22 protein-coding genes are annotated in these 21,222 nt (G+C 57.7%); 11 read left to right on the top strand and 11 right to left on the bottom strand.

From position 1 onward, the window contains the following. Positions 1–8 precede the first annotated feature (8 nt). From AC2GXZ_RS28245 to AC2GXZ_RS28265, 5 genes are all read right to left on the bottom strand, one after another. On the bottom strand, positions 9–779 hold the full coding sequence (locus AC2GXZ_RS28245) for an amino acid ABC transporter ATP-binding protein (protein WP_483762583.1): 771 nt from the start codon (positions 777–779) through the stop codon (positions 9–11). Next, positions 776–1,492 (bottom strand): amino acid ABC transporter permease, encoded by a 717-nt coding sequence (locus AC2GXZ_RS28250; RefSeq protein ID WP_483762584.1) that lies wholly within the window; start codon positions 1,490–1,492, stop codon positions 776–778. Before AC2GXZ_RS28250 ends, AC2GXZ_RS28245 begins: the two co-directional genes overlap by 4 nt. 10 nt (positions 1,493–1,502) lie before the next feature. Further along, entirely contained in the window at positions 1,503–2,165 is a 663-nt protein-coding gene (locus tag AC2GXZ_RS28255) for an amino acid ABC transporter permease (protein WP_483762585.1), read from the bottom strand. A 78-nt stretch (positions 2,166–2,243) separates the two neighbouring features. After that, positions 2,244–3,107 (bottom strand): transporter substrate-binding domain-containing protein, encoded by an 864-nt coding sequence (locus AC2GXZ_RS28260; RefSeq protein WP_483762586.1) that lies wholly within the window; start codon positions 3,105–3,107, stop codon positions 2,244–2,246. 24 nt (positions 3,108–3,131) lie between these two features. Beyond that, positions 3,132–4,088: an agmatinase gene (locus AC2GXZ_RS28265; RefSeq protein WP_483762587.1), complete on the bottom strand. Its 957-nt coding sequence runs from the start codon at positions 4,086–4,088 to the stop codon at positions 3,132–3,134. A gap of 273 nt (positions 4,089–4,361) precedes the next feature. On the opposite strand from AC2GXZ_RS28265, the gene AC2GXZ_RS28270 reads away from it, so the two are divergent. After that, positions 4,362–5,318, top strand: a complete 957-nt coding sequence (locus tag AC2GXZ_RS28270) for a LysR family transcriptional regulator (RefSeq protein ID WP_483762588.1) — start codon at positions 4,362–4,364, stop codon at positions 5,316–5,318. A gap of 405 nt (positions 5,319–5,723) precedes the next feature. On the opposite strand, the gene AC2GXZ_RS28275 is transcribed toward AC2GXZ_RS28270, so the two are convergent. From AC2GXZ_RS28275 to repA, 4 genes are all read right to left on the bottom strand, one after another. Then, entirely contained in the window at positions 5,724–6,527 is an 804-nt protein-coding gene (locus tag AC2GXZ_RS28275; protein WP_483762589.1) for an endonuclease/exonuclease/phosphatase family protein, read from the bottom strand. A gap of 266 nt (positions 6,528–6,793) precedes the next feature. Further along, the gene (gene repC / locus AC2GXZ_RS28280; protein ID WP_483762590.1) at positions 6,794–8,023 is read right to left on the bottom strand and encodes a plasmid replication protein RepC; all 1,230 of its coding nucleotides are present in this window, start codon (positions 8,021–8,023) and stop codon (positions 6,794–6,796) included. A gap of 206 nt (positions 8,024–8,229) precedes the next feature. Then, on the bottom strand, positions 8,230–9,255 hold the full coding sequence (repB, locus tag AC2GXZ_RS28285; RefSeq protein WP_483762591.1) for a plasmid partitioning protein RepB: 1,026 nt from the start codon (positions 9,253–9,255) through the stop codon (positions 8,230–8,232). Then, a complete protein-coding gene (gene repA / locus AC2GXZ_RS28290; protein ID WP_483762592.1) occupies positions 9,252–10,457 on the bottom strand; it encodes a plasmid partitioning protein RepA in 1,206 nt (401 codons plus the stop codon). Before repA ends, repB begins: the two co-directional genes overlap by 4 nt. 462 nt (positions 10,458–10,919) lie before the next feature. Between repA and trbB the strand changes: the two genes are divergently transcribed. The 10 genes from trbB (at position 10,920) to trbI (ending at position 20,383) form a co-directional block, all read left to right on the top strand. Further along, positions 10,920–11,885: a P-type conjugative transfer ATPase TrbB gene (gene trbB, locus AC2GXZ_RS28295; RefSeq protein ID WP_483762593.1), complete on the top strand. Its 966-nt coding sequence runs from the start codon at positions 10,920–10,922 to the stop codon at positions 11,883–11,885. Further along, positions 11,875–12,252: a TrbC/VirB2 family protein gene (locus AC2GXZ_RS28300; RefSeq protein ID WP_483762594.1), complete on the top strand. Its 378-nt coding sequence runs from the start codon at positions 11,875–11,877 to the stop codon at positions 12,250–12,252. The genes trbB and AC2GXZ_RS28300 overlap by 11 nt, the downstream gene beginning before the upstream one ends. Beyond that, positions 12,245–12,544: a conjugal transfer protein TrbD gene (locus AC2GXZ_RS28305; protein ID WP_483762595.1), complete on the top strand. Its 300-nt coding sequence runs from the start codon at positions 12,245–12,247 to the stop codon at positions 12,542–12,544. Before AC2GXZ_RS28300 ends, AC2GXZ_RS28305 begins: the two co-directional genes overlap by 8 nt. 9 nt (positions 12,545–12,553) lie before the next feature. Continuing rightward, on the top strand, positions 12,554–15,007 hold the full coding sequence (locus AC2GXZ_RS28310) for a conjugal transfer protein TrbE (RefSeq protein WP_483762596.1): 2,454 nt from the start codon (positions 12,554–12,556) through the stop codon (positions 15,005–15,007). After that, on the top strand, positions 14,982–15,782 hold the full coding sequence (gene trbJ, locus AC2GXZ_RS28315; protein ID WP_483762597.1) for a P-type conjugative transfer protein TrbJ: 801 nt from the start codon (positions 14,982–14,984) through the stop codon (positions 15,780–15,782). The genes AC2GXZ_RS28310 and trbJ overlap by 26 nt, the downstream gene beginning before the upstream one ends. A gap of 166 nt (positions 15,783–15,948) precedes the next feature. Then, positions 15,949–17,133, top strand: a complete 1,185-nt coding sequence (gene trbL / locus AC2GXZ_RS28320) for a P-type conjugative transfer protein TrbL (RefSeq protein ID WP_483762598.1) — start codon at positions 15,949–15,951, stop codon at positions 17,131–17,133. 21 nt (positions 17,134–17,154) lie between these two features. Continuing rightward, a complete protein-coding gene (locus tag AC2GXZ_RS28325) occupies positions 17,155–17,817 on the top strand; it encodes a conjugal transfer protein TrbF (protein ID WP_483762599.1) in 663 nt (220 codons plus the stop codon). A gap of 16 nt (positions 17,818–17,833) precedes the next feature. Further along, positions 17,834–18,646: a P-type conjugative transfer protein TrbG gene (gene trbG, locus AC2GXZ_RS28330; RefSeq protein WP_483762600.1), complete on the top strand. Its 813-nt coding sequence runs from the start codon at positions 17,834–17,836 to the stop codon at positions 18,644–18,646. Between the two features lie 2 nt (positions 18,647–18,648). Continuing rightward, positions 18,649–19,080, top strand: a complete 432-nt coding sequence (gene trbH, locus AC2GXZ_RS28335) for a conjugal transfer protein TrbH (RefSeq protein ID WP_483762601.1) — start codon at positions 18,649–18,651, stop codon at positions 19,078–19,080. 10 nt (positions 19,081–19,090) lie between these two features. Continuing rightward, entirely contained in the window at positions 19,091–20,383 is a 1,293-nt protein-coding gene (gene trbI / locus AC2GXZ_RS28340; RefSeq protein WP_483762602.1) for an IncP-type conjugal transfer protein TrbI, read from the top strand. Between the two features lie 74 nt (positions 20,384–20,457). Here the strand turns inward: trbI and AC2GXZ_RS28345 are convergent, their stop codons facing one another. Beyond that, positions 20,458–20,781: a LuxR C-terminal-related transcriptional regulator gene (locus tag AC2GXZ_RS28345; protein ID WP_483762603.1), complete on the bottom strand. Its 324-nt coding sequence runs from the start codon at positions 20,779–20,781 to the stop codon at positions 20,458–20,460. Further along, positions 20,775–21,191 carry an autoinducer binding domain-containing protein gene (locus AC2GXZ_RS28350; protein WP_483762604.1) on the bottom strand — a complete coding sequence of 139 codons (417 nt, stop codon included), beginning with the start codon at positions 21,189–21,191 and terminating at the stop codon, positions 20,775–20,777. Before AC2GXZ_RS28350 ends, AC2GXZ_RS28345 begins: the two co-directional genes overlap by 7 nt. Between the last annotated feature and the right edge of the window lie 31 nt (positions 21,192–21,222).

A 21,222-nucleotide genomic window follows, 5' to 3' on the forward strand; every position in this document is an offset into this window, starting at 1 on the left:
CAATTGTCTCAGTTGCCGATCATACCGAGAAGGCTCTGCAGCCTTTCCGTTGTTGGCGCGCTCATCACATCCTTGGGCGGCCCGGCCTCGACGATCTCGCCCTTGTCCATGAAGATCAGGTGGTTGCCGAAATTGCGGATGAAACCCATCTCGTGGGTAACGCAGATCATCGTCATGCCGGCTGCGACCAGATCCTGAAGAACCGTCAGGACCTCCCGCACCAGCTCGGGATCGAGCGCCGATGTCGGCTCGTCGAGCAGCATCAGTTCCGGCTTCATCACCAGCGCCCGAGCGATCGACACACGCTGCTGCTGCCCGCCGGAAAGCTCGTTTGGATAGGAACCGGTCTTGGTACCGAGGCCGAGTTTTTCCAGCATCTCGGCTGCGGCCGCGCGCGCTTCCGCCCAGGATTTCCCCTGCACCCGCACCAGCGGCAGGGCGACATTGTCGAGCGCCGTCTTGTTGAGCCAGAGATTGAACTGTTGGAAAACGAAGCCGATGCGTGCCCGCAGCTGCGTCATCTCCCGTTCCGACTGCCGGCGCCAGCGACCCTCCCCTTGCGGCACGCGGCCGATGAACTCTCCACGCAGGTTGACCGAGCCGCTATCGATCGTCTCAAGTCCGTTGATGCAGCGCAGAAGCGAGCTCTTGCCGCAACCGCTGCGGCCGATGATGCCGACCACATCGCCCGGCCGGACTTCAACGCTCACGCCGTTCAGAACACGGGTTGGACCATAAGATTTGACCAGCGTGTCGATCGTCAGGATCGGGGCTTTCATATGCGCCTCCCGGCGTCGAGCGTCAGATATTTGCGGGCAACCGGGCTGCGATGGGCGGCCGCCAGCTCGGAGGAACCGAGCTTGTGTTCGGCCCGACGGAAGAGCTGGGCGATGATGGCCGTATAGATCCAGTAGAGACCGGCAACCGCGAAGAACACTTCGAAGGGTGCAAAGGTCATGCCCTGCACGATCAGGCCCTGATAGGTCAGTTCGGCCACCGTGATCGTGCTGAGGATCGAGGATTCCTTGATCGCCATCGTCGTCGTGCCGGCCATCGGCGGCAGCGCGAACTTCCACATCTGCGGAATGATGATGTCTCTCAGCGTCTGCCCCCAGGTAAAGCCCATGGCACGCGCCGCTTCCACCTGACCCCGCGGCACGGCAGCCATGGCGCCGCGAATGATCTCGCCATAATAGGCCGAGGCAAACAGCGAAAGCGCGATGGTCCCGGCAAATTGAGCCGGCAGCCTGATCCCGGCAAAGGGAAGCCCATAAAAAAATATGAAGAGCAGGATGACGAAGGGAATGTTGCGCAGGATCTCGACATAAACGGTCGCGGCGATCCGAAGCGCGCGGAACCGGCTTGTCCTGACCAGCGCAATGCCGAAGGCGATGACGAAGCCGATAAGGATGGCGGCGAGCGAGATCTGGATTGTCATCCAGATGCCTTTGGCGAATAGCGGCCAGTTGTTGGTAACGACGGTATAATCCATATCGTTCTCCTCAAACGCCGCGGCGCAGCGCGAAGCGGCGCTCGAGCCAGAGCCCGGTCTGACTGATGACAAGGCTCATGGCCAGGAAGACGAGACCTGCGGCAACGAACGTCTCGAACGGGCGAAAGCTGCTGGAACCGATCTGCTGGGCGGTACGAAACACTTCGACGACGGTGATAACGGCGAGCAAGGCCGTGCCTTTGACGACGATCGTGCATTCGTTGATGATCGCCGGCAGCGAGCGCATGTAGAGCTGCGGCAGGATCACCTTGATCCAGATCGCCCGCGATCTCAGCCCGAGCGATGCTGCCGCCTCGATCTGGCCGGGCGGTATGCTTGCCAGCGAACCACGGAATATTTCGGTCATGAAGGCGGCGTTGTTGGCGGTGATGGCAAGCACGCCCGCCGTGACCGGCCCAAGCTTGATGCCGATTGCCGGAAGCGCATAAAAGGCAAGGAAGATCTGGACGAGAAGCGGCGTGCCGCGGATGAAGCTGATGTAAAGCCCGATGACCATGTTGAGCGGCCTGACCTTGAAGGCCCGGATAATGGTCAGAAGCGTGCCGACGGTGATCGAAAGAAGGATTGTAAGCGCCGCCACTCGGATCGTTACGCCCGCCGCTGAGAGCAATGCCGGTATGGTTGAAAACATGAACTCAAAACTGAATTCCATGGCGTTGCTCCGCGATAGGCAAAAAGATGCAGGGGGCGAATGTGCAATCCGTCCCCTGCCCGAAAACTCACATCAGGATCACAGAGCGCCTTCCGGCAGATAACCGCTGTCGGGCGTATCCATCTTGAAGCCGAACCACTTTTCCTGCAGCTCGCCCATCTTGCCGCTTTTGTTGAGGTCGATGAAGAATTTGCTGACGAAATCGCGGAAATCACCATCTTCCGGACGCGCCACCCAGGCGAGATAGCTCTTCTGGTCGGTGAGCGGCCCCATCAGCTTGAAGATGCCCTGACGTTCCTTCACGAGGACGGCAAGCGCCGGTCCGGACTGGACGACGGCGTCGATGGAGCCGTTGGCGAGCGCCACGTAGGTTTCCGGATAGGAGGTGAACAGCTTGAGTTCAGCGAGACCTGGCTTGCCGGCAGCCTTCATCTTCTCGTCGAAACCGCGGGCGATAGGCTCGCTGGCGGATGCCATCTGCGTGCCGATGACCTTGCCGTTCAGGTCTTCCGGGGTCTTCAGCTTGTCTGCATCACCGACGCGGATCATCACCGTCTGAGCGGAGGTGGCGATCGGGCGGGTATAAGCGTAACGCTTGGCGCGTTCCGCATTGATGCCGACCGACGTCGCGACGAAATCGAACTGGCCGGCGCTGAGGCCAGGCAGAATGCCCTGGAACGGCAGGTCGAGCTGTTCCAGCGTGACCTCCTTGCCGACTTCCTTCGACAGTGCCTGGATCAGCAGGTCGAGCAGATCCTTGCCGTATCCGGTGATCTTGCCGTCCTTGACGAATTCGAAGGGAGGATAGGATGCCTCGGTGGCGACCGTGATCTTGCCGGTCTCCTTGATCTTGTCCAGCACCGGGCCGGCCAACGCGGTGACCGGCAGGGCCAAGAGAGCAGCCGCGACACCGGCCGCCTTCATGAATTTCGCAAATGCCATGATGTTCTCCTATGGTGGTTTGTCTTATCTTTTTTTCTTGAAGTATTCCGCCCGAACGGCCGTGCCGATCAGATTGAAGATGAACCGGCCGGCGGCGATCAGCGTGCGGCGGTTGTGGTCGCGGTCCGGTGCGATCTCGACAATATCCATGCCGACCAGGGTGCCCTTGTGGACCAAGCCCTTGATCAGCGTTAGCATCTGCGGATAGAGCAGGCCGCCGAAAGCCGGGCCGAGAACCGCCGGCATCAATGATGGATCCATGCCGTCCGCATCGACCGTCAGATAATAGTTCCCGCCGTCGGGGATGCGATCGAGAATGGCCTTCATCCCGAGGTCGTGCACTTCCTGCGCAGTGATCAGATTGGCGCCGTACTCGAGGGCTGCCTCATACTCTTCCGTACGACCGCTTCCTGAGGCGCGCAGGCCGATCTGGAAGATTTCGCCGATATGATCCATTTCCGAGGCGCGGCGGATTGGGCTCGACAGACCTTCGGATACGCCGTTGATTTCCTGGCGCCAGTCGAGATGGGCATCGACCTGGATCAGCGTGATCGGCTTGCCGAGTTCAGCCAGCGCCTTGAAGATCGGGATCGGGGTCGAATGGTCGCCGCCGAGCACGATCGGCATGGCGCCGGACTTGAGGATCTGGCGGACGGCAAGTTCCGCGTTTTTCTGATGGACCGTCGGGTCCGAGGGATGACCGGCGACGTTGCCGCAATCGACCATCTTGATCGGCTGGTTGTCGAGCAGCGTGCCGCCGAGGTCGAAATCGAAGTGATCGAGACCGCGCACGATCCGGTCCGTCGCCCGACGGATGGCATCCGGAAACTTGGACTGTTCGCTCGACACCGCGAACTGATCATAGGCTGCGCCGTAGGGAATGCCGAGGAAAGCGATGTCGGCATCCAGCTTTTCGATATTTTCGCAGGGCTGGGAATAGAGGAGTGTATCGTGGACGGGCGCAGTTTTTACGGTAAGCAAGGCAATCTCCTTCATAAGGCTGTCCACAGCATGAAGAGAATGAATAAACTTGCAAGTCGGCGGTCCCGGCGCCAGTTCGCCGATTGAGGCAGAAACCGATTAGATATTGTGTGAATAATCCCATGAAATATATGAATATAACGGAATTTCCGTTTGCATCGTCGCCTGTGGCACGGCGGCTTTCATGTCGGATAAAACCAGCTATATTGAAATCAATTCATTCTGTCTGCATAGTGGCTCGGCGTCTGCCTATTTTTTGGGACTACGATTTCCATGCAAATCTTCCGTGATTTCGACTTAGCCGATCTCGATGCGTTCATTGCCGTATGCGAGACGGGCAGCATGACCGAAGCCGCCAAGCGCCTTGGCCTGACGGAATCCGCCGTATCGCATCTGATCCGCAGATTGGAAAAGCGGATGGGGATCACGCTATTCGACCGTTCGGCGCGCCCCCTGAAACCCACCGTGCTTGGAACGCAATTGTTCAATCGCGGTCAGCGCCTGCTGCAGGATGCAAGCGGCATCAACCAGGAACTGAGGACCAAAGGCCAGGTCAGGCATGCACATCTGGGTATCGGTCTCATCGAAACGCTTGGAAACTGGTTTGCCACCAATCTCGTCGAACAGCTCGCAGCAAACTCCCATTCCTGGACAGTCGCCAGCGGCAGCAATGCCGAGCTTTGGGAACGCTTCTATGCACGCGAACTTTCGGCGCTGATCGTGCTTGAAGATGACGAACGCCGGGACGGCGCAACGAAATTCCACCTGATGACCGAGTCCGTCGTCTTGATCACCCCTCCTCTTCTCAGCCACCTGTCGCTCGTCGAATTGGCGAACGGCGTGCCGATGGTTGCGGCGCACAAGGATTCAGGTTTCGGCCGATTGACATCCGCCTATCTGTCACGCCTCAAGATCGATATCACGCCTGCCGCTACATTCGGAAGTCTGGACGCCGTGCTGATGATGGTGGCCCACGGCTTCGGATGGGCACTTGTTCCCTCGCTTCTGCTTCTCAGAGAAACACCGGAGCGGCATCAGGTAAACATCAGGCCGCTCGAAAAATCCGCGATCTCCCGCAGGATCACTTTAGCGACCCGACAATATGAGTTGGGTGCACTGGCAGACCTCATCCAAGGCAGCGCGAGAAACGTCGTCGACGAACAGCTCGTTCGAACGCGCCATCAGCATCCCGAGCTTTGTGCAAAGCTCAGCTTCAGTTTCGACACTTGATTTCGCCCGTTAAGCACGCTGCGAACCCATTAACTCCTGTGCATTGGCTGCACTTGCTTGATGATTACAAAGCTGACTGAGGGTCGCCAGACCTGGTCCAACTTGTTCCAGCATCGCCTGCTTTCCGGCCCAAGCCAAGGGTCAACAGTGGCTATTCAGCTGTTCGGACCCGCCAAGTTTTGCAAAGCTTCAAGAAGGCCGATGGTTGCCGCTTGCGAAACATCGCTGTCGCCGTCGTCATGCCGTCGAAGACCCCGTTCATTGGAGCCCGACACGACCAATGACGGTCTCCGTAGCAGTATTTGGCGGCCCGGACGACGATAGCTCTCATCTTTGGCCAACGTTCTCGATCTTCACCAACCATCCGATGGCAGTGGCCGATCGTAACGGCGATGATCCGCCCGCTCAATCGATTATCAGCCGAAGCGGGCAGTGGTCTGATACTTCAGGCTCGGTGACCACTGCGAACTCAGCGACGTTAACGTACTCATTGACCAGCATATAGTCGGCAAACCGTCCCGCCTTACGATAATGCGACGTACGGGTCCCGGTAAAACCTTTTCTGACGACCATGTCCGTCAGCCCTAGGCGTCCGAGGACATCGAATGTTTCACTGTCAGGCTCAACATTGAAGTCGCCGCAGACGATAAGCGCTTCCTTGTCGACGGCAACTTGCTTCACAAGGGTCGAGAGCCTTTCAGCCTGCTGACGGCGTTCAGGCGTATCATGCTTTCCGCCCAGATCCCGGAGGCCATGCATATGCGCGATGCAGACCGCTCTCTCAGACCGAAAGTCATAAACCCGAACAACATGCGCACTGCGAGATCTCGGATGATCGCCATAACCATGCGGCGAGAAGGTCTTGTGTACGAAGCCTTGGGACTGGGCAATCATCGACAGGGACTTGTGAACGAAGGTTGCTAATCCCCATTGGGACGGCACGGAGCGCTTACCGTCCCAAAGCAAGCCCTGAGCGGCCGGACAGAAAACTGCGTTGTGTGTTGGAAGCATTGAAGCGACCTCGCGAAATAGATTGGCGCGCTGTCGCAGCTTATGATCATTGTCGCGATAATCGAGCCACTCCGATTGGGTAGATGGAGTGTGAACGACCTCTTGCAGGCACAACACTTCAGGGGTCTCTTGCCTGATGTAGTCGTTCAATAATGGGCACAATTTCCCACCCCAAGCGTTGAGCGATATGATCTTCATTGACAGTCCCCCATTCCGCGGTTGTGTCAGACCCCATCAGCGGAAGCCGTCTCGAAATAGTGTGATCGACCATCGTGGTAGCCGCCGCCACTTGCAGCAAAGAAAAAATTTGCCACCGATGAAAGGGAAACCGCCGTGTGGCATGGGTCTCGCTAGCCCTTTGACGAAACCAACGATTGTCTCCACTTTCACAAAACGCCAAGCATCTGAGACAAGCGCGATCAACTTCTGATCCCTGGGTACGTCATCGGTTATCGAAAACCTTGTCAGCTGACAAGGTTTTCGCCCTCCCGTCGCGCATCACCAGAATTAGAGCGGAGCAAAGCCATCAACATCGGACCGAGAGAGAACTGCCCACCTTTGGTCCTCAGGGTTAAATCCCTTAAATATCCGCCGGCCGAATTTATGTGCCCGGCGCGCTCCAATATCGCCGCCATCGCAGTCGCCGCGTTTTCAGCCCCCATCACCTCGCAGGCATCCTGATACGCAGACGCACTGACGCCCAGCATCGACCGAACAACGATTGCTGCGGACATCAAATCCCGCCAATTTCGAACAATTCCGCCAGGTGCGTACGCCACCACCTCCGGGCAAGCTCGTAAAACCAATCCTAACGGGAATGCCTTAAGCGGCTCACTCCCTCCCCTTATGATCCGCTCAAATGTCTCCTCTGGCTCCTTTTCGGAGCAAGGTTCAAGTTCAGCGTAAGATTCGGTTTTTGAATTCTGTATGTGCTGACGGTTTTCGTTGTCATTGCTGCCGGTTTTTCCAGAAAGAAGCTGACTTTCCAACAAGTTGACTACACCTTCGCGCAAAAGGACCAGCTCATCGAGTATTGCTTCGTAATCGCTTGCGGATTTGGCATGGCGAAGCCTGCCGACGACGCGGACATACATCTCTTCCATAGCATTCCAATTGCCTGAAGCGCCTTCTTCAATGGCCGCGGAGATCAGCTTGCGAACATCTCTTCGCGTAATCGTCGTTCGTTCCTTGATGACTTTGAGATGTTGCGCCTGTTCGGCCACCCTTTGGGCCATGAGAGCCAACTCCTCGGCGCGCGCAAGCAATGGCATCAGACTGAAGCCGTAAGCTGTCTGGATGGTGCCCTCCCTGTCGCGCCGCACGTACCGTTTGCCGTTGGGACTATCATGACGATTGATCAGTCCCGCCTCGACGAGGACCGCGAGATTTTCTCTCAGGGTCGTACCCGCGATGCCGTTGGCCCGCGCGATCAATTGAGCATTGGAGGGAAAGACCGTCAGGTTCACGCCATGGCATAGATCCGTCTCGGGATAAAAAGACAGTAGGGCGTTCAGTACCGCAAGCGCACGGTCTCGCAGCCCCAGAAACTCTCTTGCCTCGCAAGCGTCTCTATAAACTTTCCATTTATCGACAGATTTACCTGGGCGAATTTCCGTAGCGTTGACTTGGGCTTTGACCAAGGCAAGCGTCATCGGCCGCCGCCCAAAGGGCGTCGTCACACTTCCAGTCTGCATTTCTCTCTTCCTTCAGTAGGAAAAAGAAATCCGCTCACCTAAACGGCGCCAAGACTCTTGACTGTGATTCCGGGAAGTGCGATTCTCGATTTGCTTAAGATCTGAGAGAGGCTTCCACGATGCGTCGTTTGGGGGCCTTTTTCTTTTTCTGTGTCGTCCTTTTCATTGGCTGCGATTGAAATCTTGTCCGCGGACAAGGCTCGTGTTCACTCAGTACGCCCAGCGAACTTCTTGATAAGCCCCGGCATCTCTTCCGTCAGGAAAGCGGCAAAATCCTCGCCTTCTGCACGTTCGAGAACGATGCGGATTTCCTTTCTGGCCGAGCGAACTCTGCCGAACAGTCGACCGGAATCATCTCTTAGCTCGTCGACGTTTCCGGTTTTTGTCTTCTTCGGTGATTTGACGCTTGCAAGAAGCGTTTTAAACCGTTCGTCCGATGAAAGGCCCAAAACCTTGTCAGCTGACAAGGTAACGGCGGCAGCTTTCACAGCATCACTTTCCTCAAGCATAGCCGCAAGTTCGAGCCAACGCGGGCGTCCAACTTTCGGAGCCCTGCCGACTGCCTCGATCAGATCGTCCGGAATGACCCTCGTGACCGACCGCATTTTCGCGAGTTCGGCATCGTCGATACCAAGTGCAGCTTTTATATCGCGCGACCTGATTTCTGCCTTGGCCATGCGTGCGGCAAAAATTGCGCGCTCGATCCATGAGAGATCCTGGCGGCTCGAATTCTCGATGCCTTGCGAGACGACAAGGTCATGGTCGCTCATCTCCATGATCAGCGCTTGAACCGGGCGGCCGAGCTCCTGAGCGGCTCGAAGCCGGCGATGGCCATAGATTACCTGGTAACGCCCATCCGCGGATGGATGAGGCCTCACCTGGATCGGGACTTTCTGGCCTTCCTCTTCAAACGTCTGGCGAAACAGAATGAATTCGGCGTCGTTATCGTCGGCAAGCCGGTCCGGGTATGGAGACGGATCGATTAAACCTGCATCGAGCTGGCGCGCGCCAGAGGTGCCGGCATCAAGCAACGCCCGAAGCTGATCACGCTCGTCTCGTATCTCACTGATGGCGCGCTGCGTTGCACCGATCACGCCCGCACCCACTCTCGGTGTGAGGGGCGGGGAGGGCTCGTCTGTCTCTTTGACCGACGAATTGAAGTTATCGGTTTTGATGTCGGCCGCCAGGGCTCCGAAACTTGCGATCAGTGATTTGCGTGCCGGCTTGCTCATTTGCGTCCCCAGCTGGTTTTGATCAGTTCGAGAATGGCTTCATTGACTGCATCCATCGCGTCGCGGGCGCGCTTTTGCGTGTCGCGGCCGATCTGCCCCATCTCCAATTCATAGAGGCTGCGCTTGGCGAGGCCGGCGGCTTCAACAGCTGTGCTCTCGATCGCAGTCGGCATAAGCACATCCGGGCCGAACAGGTGTCGGAGCATGGCAACCACCTGAGACTGGGGTTGGTCATTGGGATCGTGTCGGGTGATCAGGTAGTGGAAGAAGTCCTGTTTGAGGTGAGCGCCGTTTTCATTGAGAACCTGGATAAGGTCGCCCATCATCAGAAGAAACTGGCTCATCGATGCAACGTCGAGCATGGCCGGATGAACAGTGACGATCATGCCGGTTGCAGCATAGATGGCGGCAAGCGTCAAGAATCCGAGCGACGGTGGCGTGTCCAGAATGACGACGTCATAGTCGCTGTCGACTTCGTCGAGTGCGACACGCAAACGTTCGAAGAAGACACCGCCGCCGCCAACGGATCGCTGTGCCAGCACCCTTGGTGTTTCGTGTTCGAACTCCATGACCTCGAGATTGCCAGGTATGAGGTCGATGCCGTCGAAATAGGTCTTGCGAATAATATCGCGGATCGGCCGGCGCTCTTTATCATCGAAGCGCAAGGCCGCGTAAACGGTCTCATTGGCCTGTACGTCCACCTCTGGCTGTGAGCCGAACATCGCCGACAACGATGCCTGAGGGTCGAGATCGATTGCCAGAACGCGGTAGCCGTGCAGTGCCAAGTATTGCGCCAGATGCACGCTGGTCGTGGTCTTGGCACTCCCGCCCTTGAAATTCGAGACGGCAAGGACCTGGAGATGCTCGCCTTTGCGACGATGGGGAAGAAACTTCAGTGCGTCAGCGGGTTTCACTTCGGCGAAAACCGCGCGAAGCTCGTTGATCTGCGACAGCGTGTAGGCACGATGGTTATTTTCAAGGCGCGTCGGAACTGGCCCGCGGCCTTCATTGGACATCAACTTCAGCGTCGAGTCGGGGATGGACGTGAGTTTGGAAACTTCATTGGTCATGAAGTAACGAAGGCTTTTTTCGGCCTTGGGCGGATACATGCGCGCGCGCAACTGCTGAAGCTGATTGGACAGCATCGCCGCATGACGTACAATCTTGCCTGCGGCGTCTTCGCCTTGGGGATCGTCGTTCATCACTTGCTTTCCTAGCGCCATCGCATCCTCTTGTCGGCCAACACTCGTTTTATCGGCCACTGCCCGACAAGCTACGCCACGATTCTGAGATTGCCGCAAGAGATTTAGGGTTAACCAGATCTTAACGCCGGGTCGTCAGACGGTTGAAATTTCGCGCACCACCCCGGTTTACGCAACATTATCAGTTTCTTATCCGAAGTTTTGAAGAAGCGGATAAAATTGGGCACTAACACTTCTGCTAGTTTGGCCGGCGTCCCTATAGCCCCCAAACCTGCATGACGTCAGAGGCCTGGGAGAATCACCCGCTAGCAGTTTTGCTAGTAGATCGCAGGATCGACACGTCGCAAACCTCCTCGGGTGCCCACTCGACTGAGGATCGTCGCCAGATGAACGATAACCACAACCACGCACTATTCACACGCCAAGCCCCCTTGTCTGCGCAGGCGTAGGGGAGGGCGGTAGATGAACAACGCTCCCTCTCTCCCAAGACTTATCCGGAAACTCGAAGAAGCATTGGGCGATCAGATCTGCGCTGCGCTTGGTGATCAGACCGTCGTGGAAGTCATGCTGAACCCAGACGGGAAGCTTTTCATCGAACGTCTGGGCCATGGCATTGCCGCCGCCGGAAACATGTCAGCGAGCGCAGCTGAGATCGTCATCGGTAGTGTTGCCCATGTCCTTGATTCTGAAGTCGATGACCAGCATCCCATTGTCTCCGGTGAATTGCCGATCGGGGGCCATCGGTTCGAAGGATTGCTCCCGCCTATCGTTTCTGCACCATCTTTCACGATCAGGCGTCGCGCCTCGCAACTCATCCCCTTGGACGGCTATGTCGCGCAAAAGATCATGTCGTCCGAGCAAGCATCGGTGATCCGTAATGCAGTCCGGTCCCGGCTCAATATCGTCGTTTGCGGGGGGACGGGATCCGGCAAGACGACCCTTGCGAACGCGATCATTGCCGAGATCGTTGATCACGCGCCAGAAGATCGGCTGGTGATCTTGGAAGATACGGCCGAAATCCGTTGCGCGGCCAGCAATTCGATCGCGCTTCATGCGACCGATGAGGTCGACATGTCCCGGCTATTAAAGAGCACCATGCGGCTTCGTCCCGACCGTATCATTGTCGGCGAGGTTCGCGATGGCGCAGCGCTCACGTTGCTCAAGGCCTGGAATACCGGCCATCCTGGCGGGCTCTGCACGATCCATTCGAATACCGCCAACTCCGCCTTGCAGCGGTTGGAGCAACTCACGGCCGAGGCGAGCCAGCAGCCTATGAACAGCATCATCGGCGACGCCGTCGACCTTATCATCTCGATCGAGAGAACGCCGAGGGGCCGCCGCGTGAACGACATCCTGCAGGTTACGCGCTTTGCCTGCGGGCAGTACCAGACCGAATCCTACGCAGAGGGGTCCCGAAATGCGGCTTAATGGAATGATTACAAGGCGCACCGGACTTGCGCTGATCGCTCTCGCTTTCGCGACGCCGGCTTTGGCCAGTTCCGGGGGAAGCTTGCCGTGGGAAGGGCCGCTCGAGCAGATACAGGAATCGATTACAGGGCCGGTTGCCGGCTATATTGCTCTTGCAGCCGTTGCGATCGCCGGCGGTATGCTGATCTTCGGCGGTGAGCTCAACGATTTCGCGCGGCGGCTGATCTATGTCGTCCTTGTCGCCGGCATTCTCCTCGGCGCAACAACCATTGTCGGCCTTTTCGGAGCAACTGGTGCGTCCATCGGAACCCCGCTGCAGGCGCAGGATCGATGGACAGCCAGCGGACGGGAGAAGGCTAATGGTTAGCCAACAATCCAACCTTCAGCGTAATCGGATCCACCGTGCCCTGTCTCGGCCGAACCTGTTGCTGGGTGCGGACCGGGAACTTGTTCTGATCACTGGGCTTGCCTCGATCATCCTGATTTTTGTTGTGCTGACTGTCTATTCTGCCATTCTCGGCGTGGCACTCTGGATTTTCATCGTCGGAATGCTGCGCATCATGGCGAAGTCGGATCCGCTGATGCGCAGCGTCTATATCCGCCACATCTCGTACAGGTCTCATTACAAACCGACGAGCGCGCCGTGGCGCCGTTATTGAGGAACGATGATGGTTACCCTCAAACGTTTCCGCGCAACTGGACCGTCCTTTGCCGATCTCGTGCCGTATGCGGGACTGATCGACAACGGCATCATGCTCTTAAAGGACGGAAGTCTGATGGCAGGCTGGTATTTCGCCGGGCCCGATAGCGAAAGCGCGACCGATCTGGAGCGCAATGAACTTTCCCGACAGATCAATGCGGTTCTGGCACGAATGGGGTCCGGCTGGATCATCCAGGTCGACGCGGTCCGCATCCCGACGATCGATTATCCGACGCAGGATCGATCCCACTTCGCAGATCCGGTCACCCGTGCCATCGATGATGAACGGCGTGCTCATTTCGCCCGCGAGCAGGGCCATTTCGAAAGCAAGCACGCGATCATCCTCACCTACCGGCCCCTCGAATCGAAGGGGTCGTCGTTAAGCAAGTACATCTATTCCGACCAGGAAAGCCGGAAGCGCTCTTATGCCGACACCGCCCTGTTGATGTTCAAGAACGCGATACGGGAAATCGAGCAATATTTGGCGAATACGATTTCGATCCACCGCATGCAGACGGTCGCGACGCCGGAGAGGGGAGGGGAGCGTATCGGCCGCTACGACGAGCTTTTACAATTTGTCCGCTTCTGCATCACAGGCGAGAACCATCCAGTGCGTCTGCCGGATGCCGCCATGTATCTGGACTGGGTCGCAACGGCCGAGCTGGACCATGGCCTTACACCACGTGTCGAGAGCCGTTTCCTCAGTGTCGTTGCGATCGACGGACTGCCGGCAGAAAGCTGGCCGGGGATCCTCAACAGCCTCGACCTGATGCCACTTACCTATCGCTGGTCGTCACGTTTTATCTTCCTCGACGCAGAGGAAGCACGGCAGAAGCTCGAACGGACCCGCAAGAAATGGCAACAGAAGGTGCGCCCGTTTTTCGACCAGCTTTTCCAGACCCAGTCCCGCTCCGTGGATCAAGACGCCATGACCATGGTGGGCGAGACGGAGGATGCAATTGCACAGGCTTCCTCCCAGTTGGTGGCTTACGGGTATTACACGCCGGTGATTATTCTTTTCGATGAGGACCGGGGCGCGCTGCAGGAAAAGGCCGAGGCCATTCGGCGGCTGATCCAGGCAGAAGGGTTTGGCGCCCGCATCGAAACGCTGAACGCGACCGACGCCTATCTCGGCAGCCTGCCGGGAAACTGGTATTGCAACATCCGCGAACCGCTGATCAACACCAGCAATCTTTCCGATCTCGTTCCGCTCAACTCGGTCTGGTCGGGAAACCCGTTTGCGCCTTGCCCCTTCTATCCAGTGCATTCACCGCCGCTCATGCAGGTCGCAAGCGGATCAACACCGTTCCGCCTCAACCTTCATACTGACGACGTCGGGCATACCTTGATCTTCGGCCCGACAGGTTCGGGCAAGTCCACATTGCTGGCGCTGATCGCGGCACAGTTTCGACGCTACGAACACGCCCAGATCTTTGCCTTCGACAAGGGCCGGTCGATCCAGCCCTTGACCATGGCGGCTGGTGGCGATCACTACGAGATCGGTGGCGAGCGGGAAGGGGAGGGGGCGCCGTTAGCCTTCTGCCCGCTTTGCGAACTGTCGACGGACGAGGACCGGGCCTGGGCGTCCGAATGGATCGAATCCCTCGTTAGGATCCAGGGGGTGACAGTCACGCCCGACCACCGCAACGCCATCTCGCGCCAGATCATGCTGATGGCGCAGTCAAATGGGCGTTCGCTGTCGGACTTCGTCTCCGGCGTCCAAATGCGCGAGATCAAGGATGCCCTGCATCACTACACGGTCGACGGTCCGATGGGGCATCTGCTGGATGCCGAACAGGATGGGCTATCACTGCACGCCTTTCAGACCTTCGAGGTCGAGCAACTGATGGGGATGGGCGAGCGCAATCTTGTGCCCGTCCTGACTTATCTCTTCCGCCGGATCGAGAAGCGGCTCGACGGTTCGCCCAGCCTGATCCTTCTCGACGAGGCGTGGCTGATGCTCGGACATCCCGTCTTTCGCGACAAGATCCGTGAATGGTTGAAGGTGTTGCGCAAGGCCAATTGTGCCGTGGTTCTCGCAACACAATCAATTTCCGACGCGGAGCGCTCGGGCATTATCGACGTGCTGAAGGAATCCTGCCCAACCAAGATCTGCCTTCCGAATGGCGCAGCACGCGAGATCGGTACGCGGGAATTCTATGAGCGGATCGGCTTCAACGAGCGGCAGATCGAGATCGTCGCAACGGCGATCCCAAAGCGCGACTACTACGTTGCCACCCCCGATGGCCGACGTCTGTTCGACATGTCACTGGGACCTGTCGCACTCAGTTTCGTCGGCGCGTCGGGCAAAGAGGATCTGAAGCAAATCGCTCGGCTGCGCGGCGAGCATGGTGCCGCATGGCCGGCACATTGGCTTCATCAGAGAGGAGTGAACGATGTCCTATCGACAGGCAACGCCTAAACGGCTGGCATTCCTCTCCGCCACGGTTGTCGGCTTGCTATCCGTTTCCACGGCAAATGCCGGGACGGCGACAGGTGCAGCCACGGAATGGACCCAGTTGTTAAACAATGGCGAGCTCGTTTCGCTCGTTGGCCAGTCCGGCGAGCAAATCCAGAATCAGATTACCCAGATCACCCAGTTGGCCGAGCAGATACAGAACCAGCTGAACATCTATCAAAACATGCTGCAGAACACCGCCCAGTTGCCGACCCATGCCTGGGGCGAGATCGAAAGTGACCTCAATCAGTTGACCAGTGTGGTGAAACAGGCCCAGGGCATATCGTTCTCAATGGCCAATGCCGACGATATTCTGAAGCAACGTTTCAAGAGCTATGGCGACCTGAAAACCAATCTGCCGAGCAACGACAGCTTTGCGGCCACCTATCAAAGCTGGTCTGACACCAATCGGGATACGATCTCCGGCACGCTGTCCGTCGCCGGGCTGACGGCGGATCAGTTCGACAGCGAGGAAAGCACCATGAGCCGGTTGCGCTCGATGTCGGAGACCGCAGACGGACAGATGAAGGCGCTTCAGGTCGGCCATGAGATCGCCGCCCAGCAAGTCGCCCAAATGCAAAAGCTGCGCGGTCTTGTTTCTCAACAGATGACCTTGATGGGTACCTGGTTGCAGACGACGCAAACAGACAGGGACCTCGCCCAGGCTCGACGAGAGCAATTTTTCAAATCGACGGCGCCACCGACGTCGGGCGGTGAGGAAATGAAAATCGAATGGTGAAGACGAGACTCATCCTGACTTTGCTTATCGGCATCATTGCCCTTGGTGCTGCAGCGTCTTGGCCGTTCGTTTCGGAGAACCGGGCAGGCGAGCAACGCCGGTTCGATTTCTCTGCAACTCCAAGGCAGTCTCCGATATCAGGCGGCCAGACGATGAGGCCGGACTGATGACCGGCTCGAAGGACATCACCATCCGGATACTTTCGGTCACGGGTGTGGCCATTGCGATCGTCCTTGTCATCCAGGAAGCTGCGCACGCGCAACAGGGGGCCGTGCTGACGTCACTACAGAGCCAGATCTCGACGGCCGCCAAGGGGTGGGAGACCACCGTCATGGACGCGGCCAGGTCATTGTTCTGGATCCTCGCGACGATCGAAATCGCCATTGCCGCCGTCTGGCTTGCTCTTCAGACTGCATCGCTGGACAGCTGGTTTGCCGAAATCGTCCGCCGCATCATGTTCGTCGGCTTCTTTCTCTTTGTCATGACGCAGGGCCCGACCTTTGCGAAAGCCGTGGTCGACAGTCTGTTCCAGCTCGGTGCGGGTGGCGGAACAGCTTCTCCCGCCGACGTCTTCAACGCCGGTCTTTCGGTTGCATCCAAGATGTCGGAGAAGGCGCAGTTTGGTGTTTTCGAGGACAATGCTCTCGCGATCGCGGCGGTCTTTGCCATGATCGTTACCTTGATCTCTTTCTCGTTGGTTGCAGCGATCTTTGTTTCGGTCATGGTGGAAATGCATATCGGCCTTCTGGCCGGCATGATCATGCTGGGTCTGGGCGGCTCGTCCTACACCAAGGACTTCGCCATCCGTTATCTTGTCTATGCCTTTTCGGTGGGCATGAAGCTGATGGCGCTGGTAATGATCGCGAAGATCGGTTCCGAGGTGTTGATTGGCCTCGCCGACGAACCTGAACTCGGCGATCAGTTCCAGACGGCGCTTGCAATTTCCGGCATCGCTGTCGTCGTCTTTATCATCTCTATCTACGTGCCGAACATCATGCAGGGTGTCGTGCAAGGCGTTTCCGTCTCCGGCGGCATGGAAGCGATGCGACATGGGGGCCAGGCGGCATCCTTTACGGCCGGTGCCGGCTTTCTCGCGACGGGAGCGATGGGCGCTGGCTTCGCTGCAGGGCAGGCAGCGCGTGCGGCGGGGTCGTCAGTGGCCGGCGCTGTGTTGAAGGGCATGGCCGAGGGAGCAAGTACCGTTGGCAGGGCGACGGGCTCGGCCGCCAAGGAGAAGGCGATTGGATCCCCCGGCTCCTATGCCGGTTCCATCCTCGGGCTTGCAAATGCCAAGCTCGACCAGGGCCGCGCCGGCCACCATGTCCCGCCGCCACAGCGGAAGGATCTGTAATTTTCAGGAGTAGATACATCAATGGCCGCAAACCGCGCCCCAGAAAACCCTTATCTTGCCGCCCGCCAGGAATGGTCCGAACGGTATGGCAGCTACGTCAAGGCCGCCGCCGCTTGGCGCAATGTCGGTGTTCTCGGTCTGACCATGGCGGTGATCGGGTTCGGATATGCGCTTTACCTCAGCTCGCAAGTGAAGCTGGTTCCTTACGTGATCGAGGTCGACAAATTGGGGAATGCCGTCAACGCCGGCTTTCCTCAACAGATCGAATATGCTGATGCGCGCGTGGTGCGTGCCACGCTTAGCAATTTCGTCACGACGTTCCGCAGCATCACGCCGGACGCGGTCGTGCAGAAGCAATATATCGACCGAACCTATGCGCTGCTTCGAACGCCGGATCCATCGACAGAGAAGATCAATTCCTGGTTTCGCGCCAACTCACCCTTCGAGAAGGCGAGATCTTCGACTGTTGCCATCGAAGTCAACAATATCGTGGCGCTGTCGAACCAGACTTATCAGATCGATTGGACCGAGTATGAGCGCGACCGAAAAGGCAAGGAAACCGGAACCAGCCGGTTTCGTGGGATTGCGACGGTCGCGCTGACCGCACCGCAGGACGAGGCAACCATCCGGCTCAACCCGATCGGCCTCTACATTCGCGACATCGATTGGACTGCACAGCTTTAAGAGCAGGGGACTTCACATGCGCAGGATTGGACTATTGGCGGCCACGACCTGGCTGTCGGCGGTATCGCTCGCCGCCGCGGCGGATATGCAGGGTATGACTTCCAAGGAGGCGAAGGGCACAGCTCTGTCGCAGAAGTGGCGCGGGTCGACAGGGCTCGTCACGCGAGGCGCGGATGGTAAAGTCATCTTCCTCTTTGGCGAGACGCAGCCGTCGGTCGTCTGCTCACCATTGCAAGTCTGCGATATCGAGCTTCAAGGCGGGGAGATCGTTCGTGACGTGCTTGTGGGTGACTCGGTTCGCTGGAAGGTCGAACCGGCCACATCGGGCGCGGCCAACGGGCAGGCAATCCATCTCGTGATCAAGCCCGCAGAGGCAGCATTGGTGACATCCATGGTGGTCACCACATCGCGCCGAACCTATCACCTCCAGCTCAAATCGCATCCAACCCAATATATGGCGCGGGTCGGGTTCGAATATCCCGAAGACGCCTCGACAAAACTGGCGGACATCAATTCCAGGCTTGAGGCAGGCGGCAATGTCGGCGGCTCTCCCGACCGTCTGAATTTCTCCTACGCAGTCAGCGGCAGCGCTTCTTGGAAACCCAAGCGGGTCTACTCCGATGGCCAAAAGACCTACATCCAGTTTCCGCGCTCGATCAGCGGCCAGGATGCACCGGTCCTCTTCGTTGTTTCCGGCGGCCAGAACCGGATCGTCAATTACCGCATGAAGGACGACATGATGATCGTCGACTATGCCGTCGACAAGGCCATCCTCGTCTCCGGGGTGGGTTGGCATCAGCAAAAGATCACCATCAGAAGGGGAGGGTGATCATGCGCGTACGCTACCTGCTTCTTGCTGTGACATTGATGGTGGCAGGATGCCAGACCAGCGATGGCGATCTGTCCGTCGGCTCAACACCGGTCGCAATTTCCAGCTTAACGGCAAGTGCGATCGCAGGCGATCTGGCGAGCCGCCTAGCTGAGCAGGTGCCGCCTGCGACAACGGCAATCCGCCTGGGTGTCGACAAGTCAGACTTCGCGGTGGCTCTTGAAGCAGCACTGAAAGGCTGGGGTTACACCGTCGTGCCAGACGGTGGCACGAAAGGTGGCGCGGCGATCAAGCTGGCTTATTCGCTTCAAGCTGTCGACGGCCAGTTGTTGGCCCAGGTCTCGACATCGGCAATCGCGCTCGGCCGCGCTTACACTCCGTCCAGCACGGGTGCCGTGCCGGCAAGCCCTCTTTCTATCTTGCAACGGAATTAGGAGGCCCACCTTGGTGCAATCGCTGCAACTCGGCTCGTCCAATCAAGATGGTGGCGAAGGTGGCATGCGTCGCCTGAACCGGCTACCGGTTGTCACGGCGATCGTCTTCATAGTCATCTTCATTGGCGTGGTCGTCATCGGTCTTTCCTGGCGCGGTTTGGCGCTCAACCGAGACAATGGCATCGACAACGCCTTGAATTCACCCGCCACGTCATTCGGCGAGCAGCTGAAGCGCGGCGTCAGTGACGCCATTATTGGCGACACGCAGGATCGGGAGGTTTTTCAGCCAGCGCCGATCCCTCCGCCGTCAGAGACTGGAGCACAGATCACGCAGCGACCGGCGACCATTGATCGGCCGCAGCGAAACGCTGCATTGGAACCGGAGGATGCATGGAAGGAACGGCTGACGCGCGAACAGGAAGAGCAGGCCCTGCGGGAGAAAAATCGGCAGCGCATGGCGCGACTGCAAGCTCAGGCAACGGCTCTCGATTCCCCACTCAAAATCGATGTCTCCGAGATCCAGCAGGATGTGAAAGCGTCTGCGGCCGGAAATGCGCCATCAAGCTCCGCGACGAGCAGGTCTGATCTCTACGCTGCGGCGATGAAAGCGGGACTGCAGGGACAAAACGCCGATCCAAACGGACAAGCGTCAAAGGAGGATTTTTTCAATCAGGACATCAAGGATCTGGGCTATTTGCCATACAAAGTCGTCCCGCCAATGTCTCAGTACGAGCTGAAGCGCGGTTCAGTCATCCCGGCAACACTGATTACCGGCTTGGACTCTGACCTTCCGGGCCGGATTTCTGCGCAAGTGAGCCAGAACATCTATGACAGCGCGACAGGACATCGTCTTCTCATTCCACAAGGCACCAAACTGTTCGGTCGATACGACTCGAAAGTGTCGTTCGGACAAGAGCGGGTTCTGGTTGTGTGGACGGACCTTATATTCCCGAACGGTTCAACGTTGCAGATAGGCGGAATGGCCGGCACGGATTCTGAAGGTTATGCAGGCTTCAAGGACAAGGTCGATCGGCATCTGTGGAGAACATTCGGTTCCGCGACACTCGTTGCCATGATCGGGACTGGTATCGATATGGCTGTGCCTCAAAGCTCGACGCTTGCGACGCAGGACACCGCCTCGGATGCCGCGCGTCGAAACTTTGCCGAAACCTTCGGAAGGGCGGCAGAGCAGACCATCTCTAAAAACCTGAATGTCCAGCCGACCATTCGGATACGGCAGGGCTACAAATTCAATGTACTGGTTGATCAGGACATCATCTTCCCGGGGCTTTATCGCGGTTAGCCAGGGCCACACACCAAAACGACTGGAGTGGCAGAGTTCATCCAGCAACGGCGCTGACTTCCGGACAAACATAGTCAGATTAGGTGCAGGGATGTTGCAACGGCTGTTGCCTGGGAAAGTGACGTCGCTCCCAGAGACTGTTTTGCATTCCTCAGATGGAAACAAATGGTCCCATAACTAAGATCTTCCAGAATTGCGATTGCACGCATCGATTTCCCCTCAGCCGACCATCGCAAACATCTCAATTCGCTTTGCTTGAGATTGATGGTGTCCAGAGAAACCGGCTCGTACAAACTGTTCAGTCGTGAATGAACTTGTCCCACAGCGGCTGCGGCGGAAACCGGATCGAAACGTCCCTTGGACGAGGGATCCGCCTGATCCGAAATCAACGTCAGCACAGCGTAGTGACCAAATCCAATATTGTCGGCACGGATATTCCGGATCGAATACCGTATTGTGCTGCTTCCAACACAAACTGACGGGTCCGTTTCGAACGATGGTGCGCTCCATAGCTCCACGAAAACCCTTCAGGACGCTCCCGGATCTTGAAGAGAACAGGATCGATCCTGTGATAGCCCCTTTTCCGGTAGGTCTGCACCCATTCGACAGCGAGATTGGTGATGACAGTCTTTACCGTCGCACGCCGAACGAGATAGGCATATGCCTTGAAACCCGCTTTTCGCGCAAAATCCGCAAGTATGTCGTTTGCGGAAGCGTGGTCCTGCACAAGCGATATGCGTTCCACCAGTTGATCAAACAGCCTATTCAATTTGAACATCCCAGTTGCAGCGCTGATCGACAGGCACAACTGTCGACTTTCCAGCAGGGATCCTGCCAGG

The organism is Aliirhizobium sp. YIM B11859, from assembly GCF_057163345.1.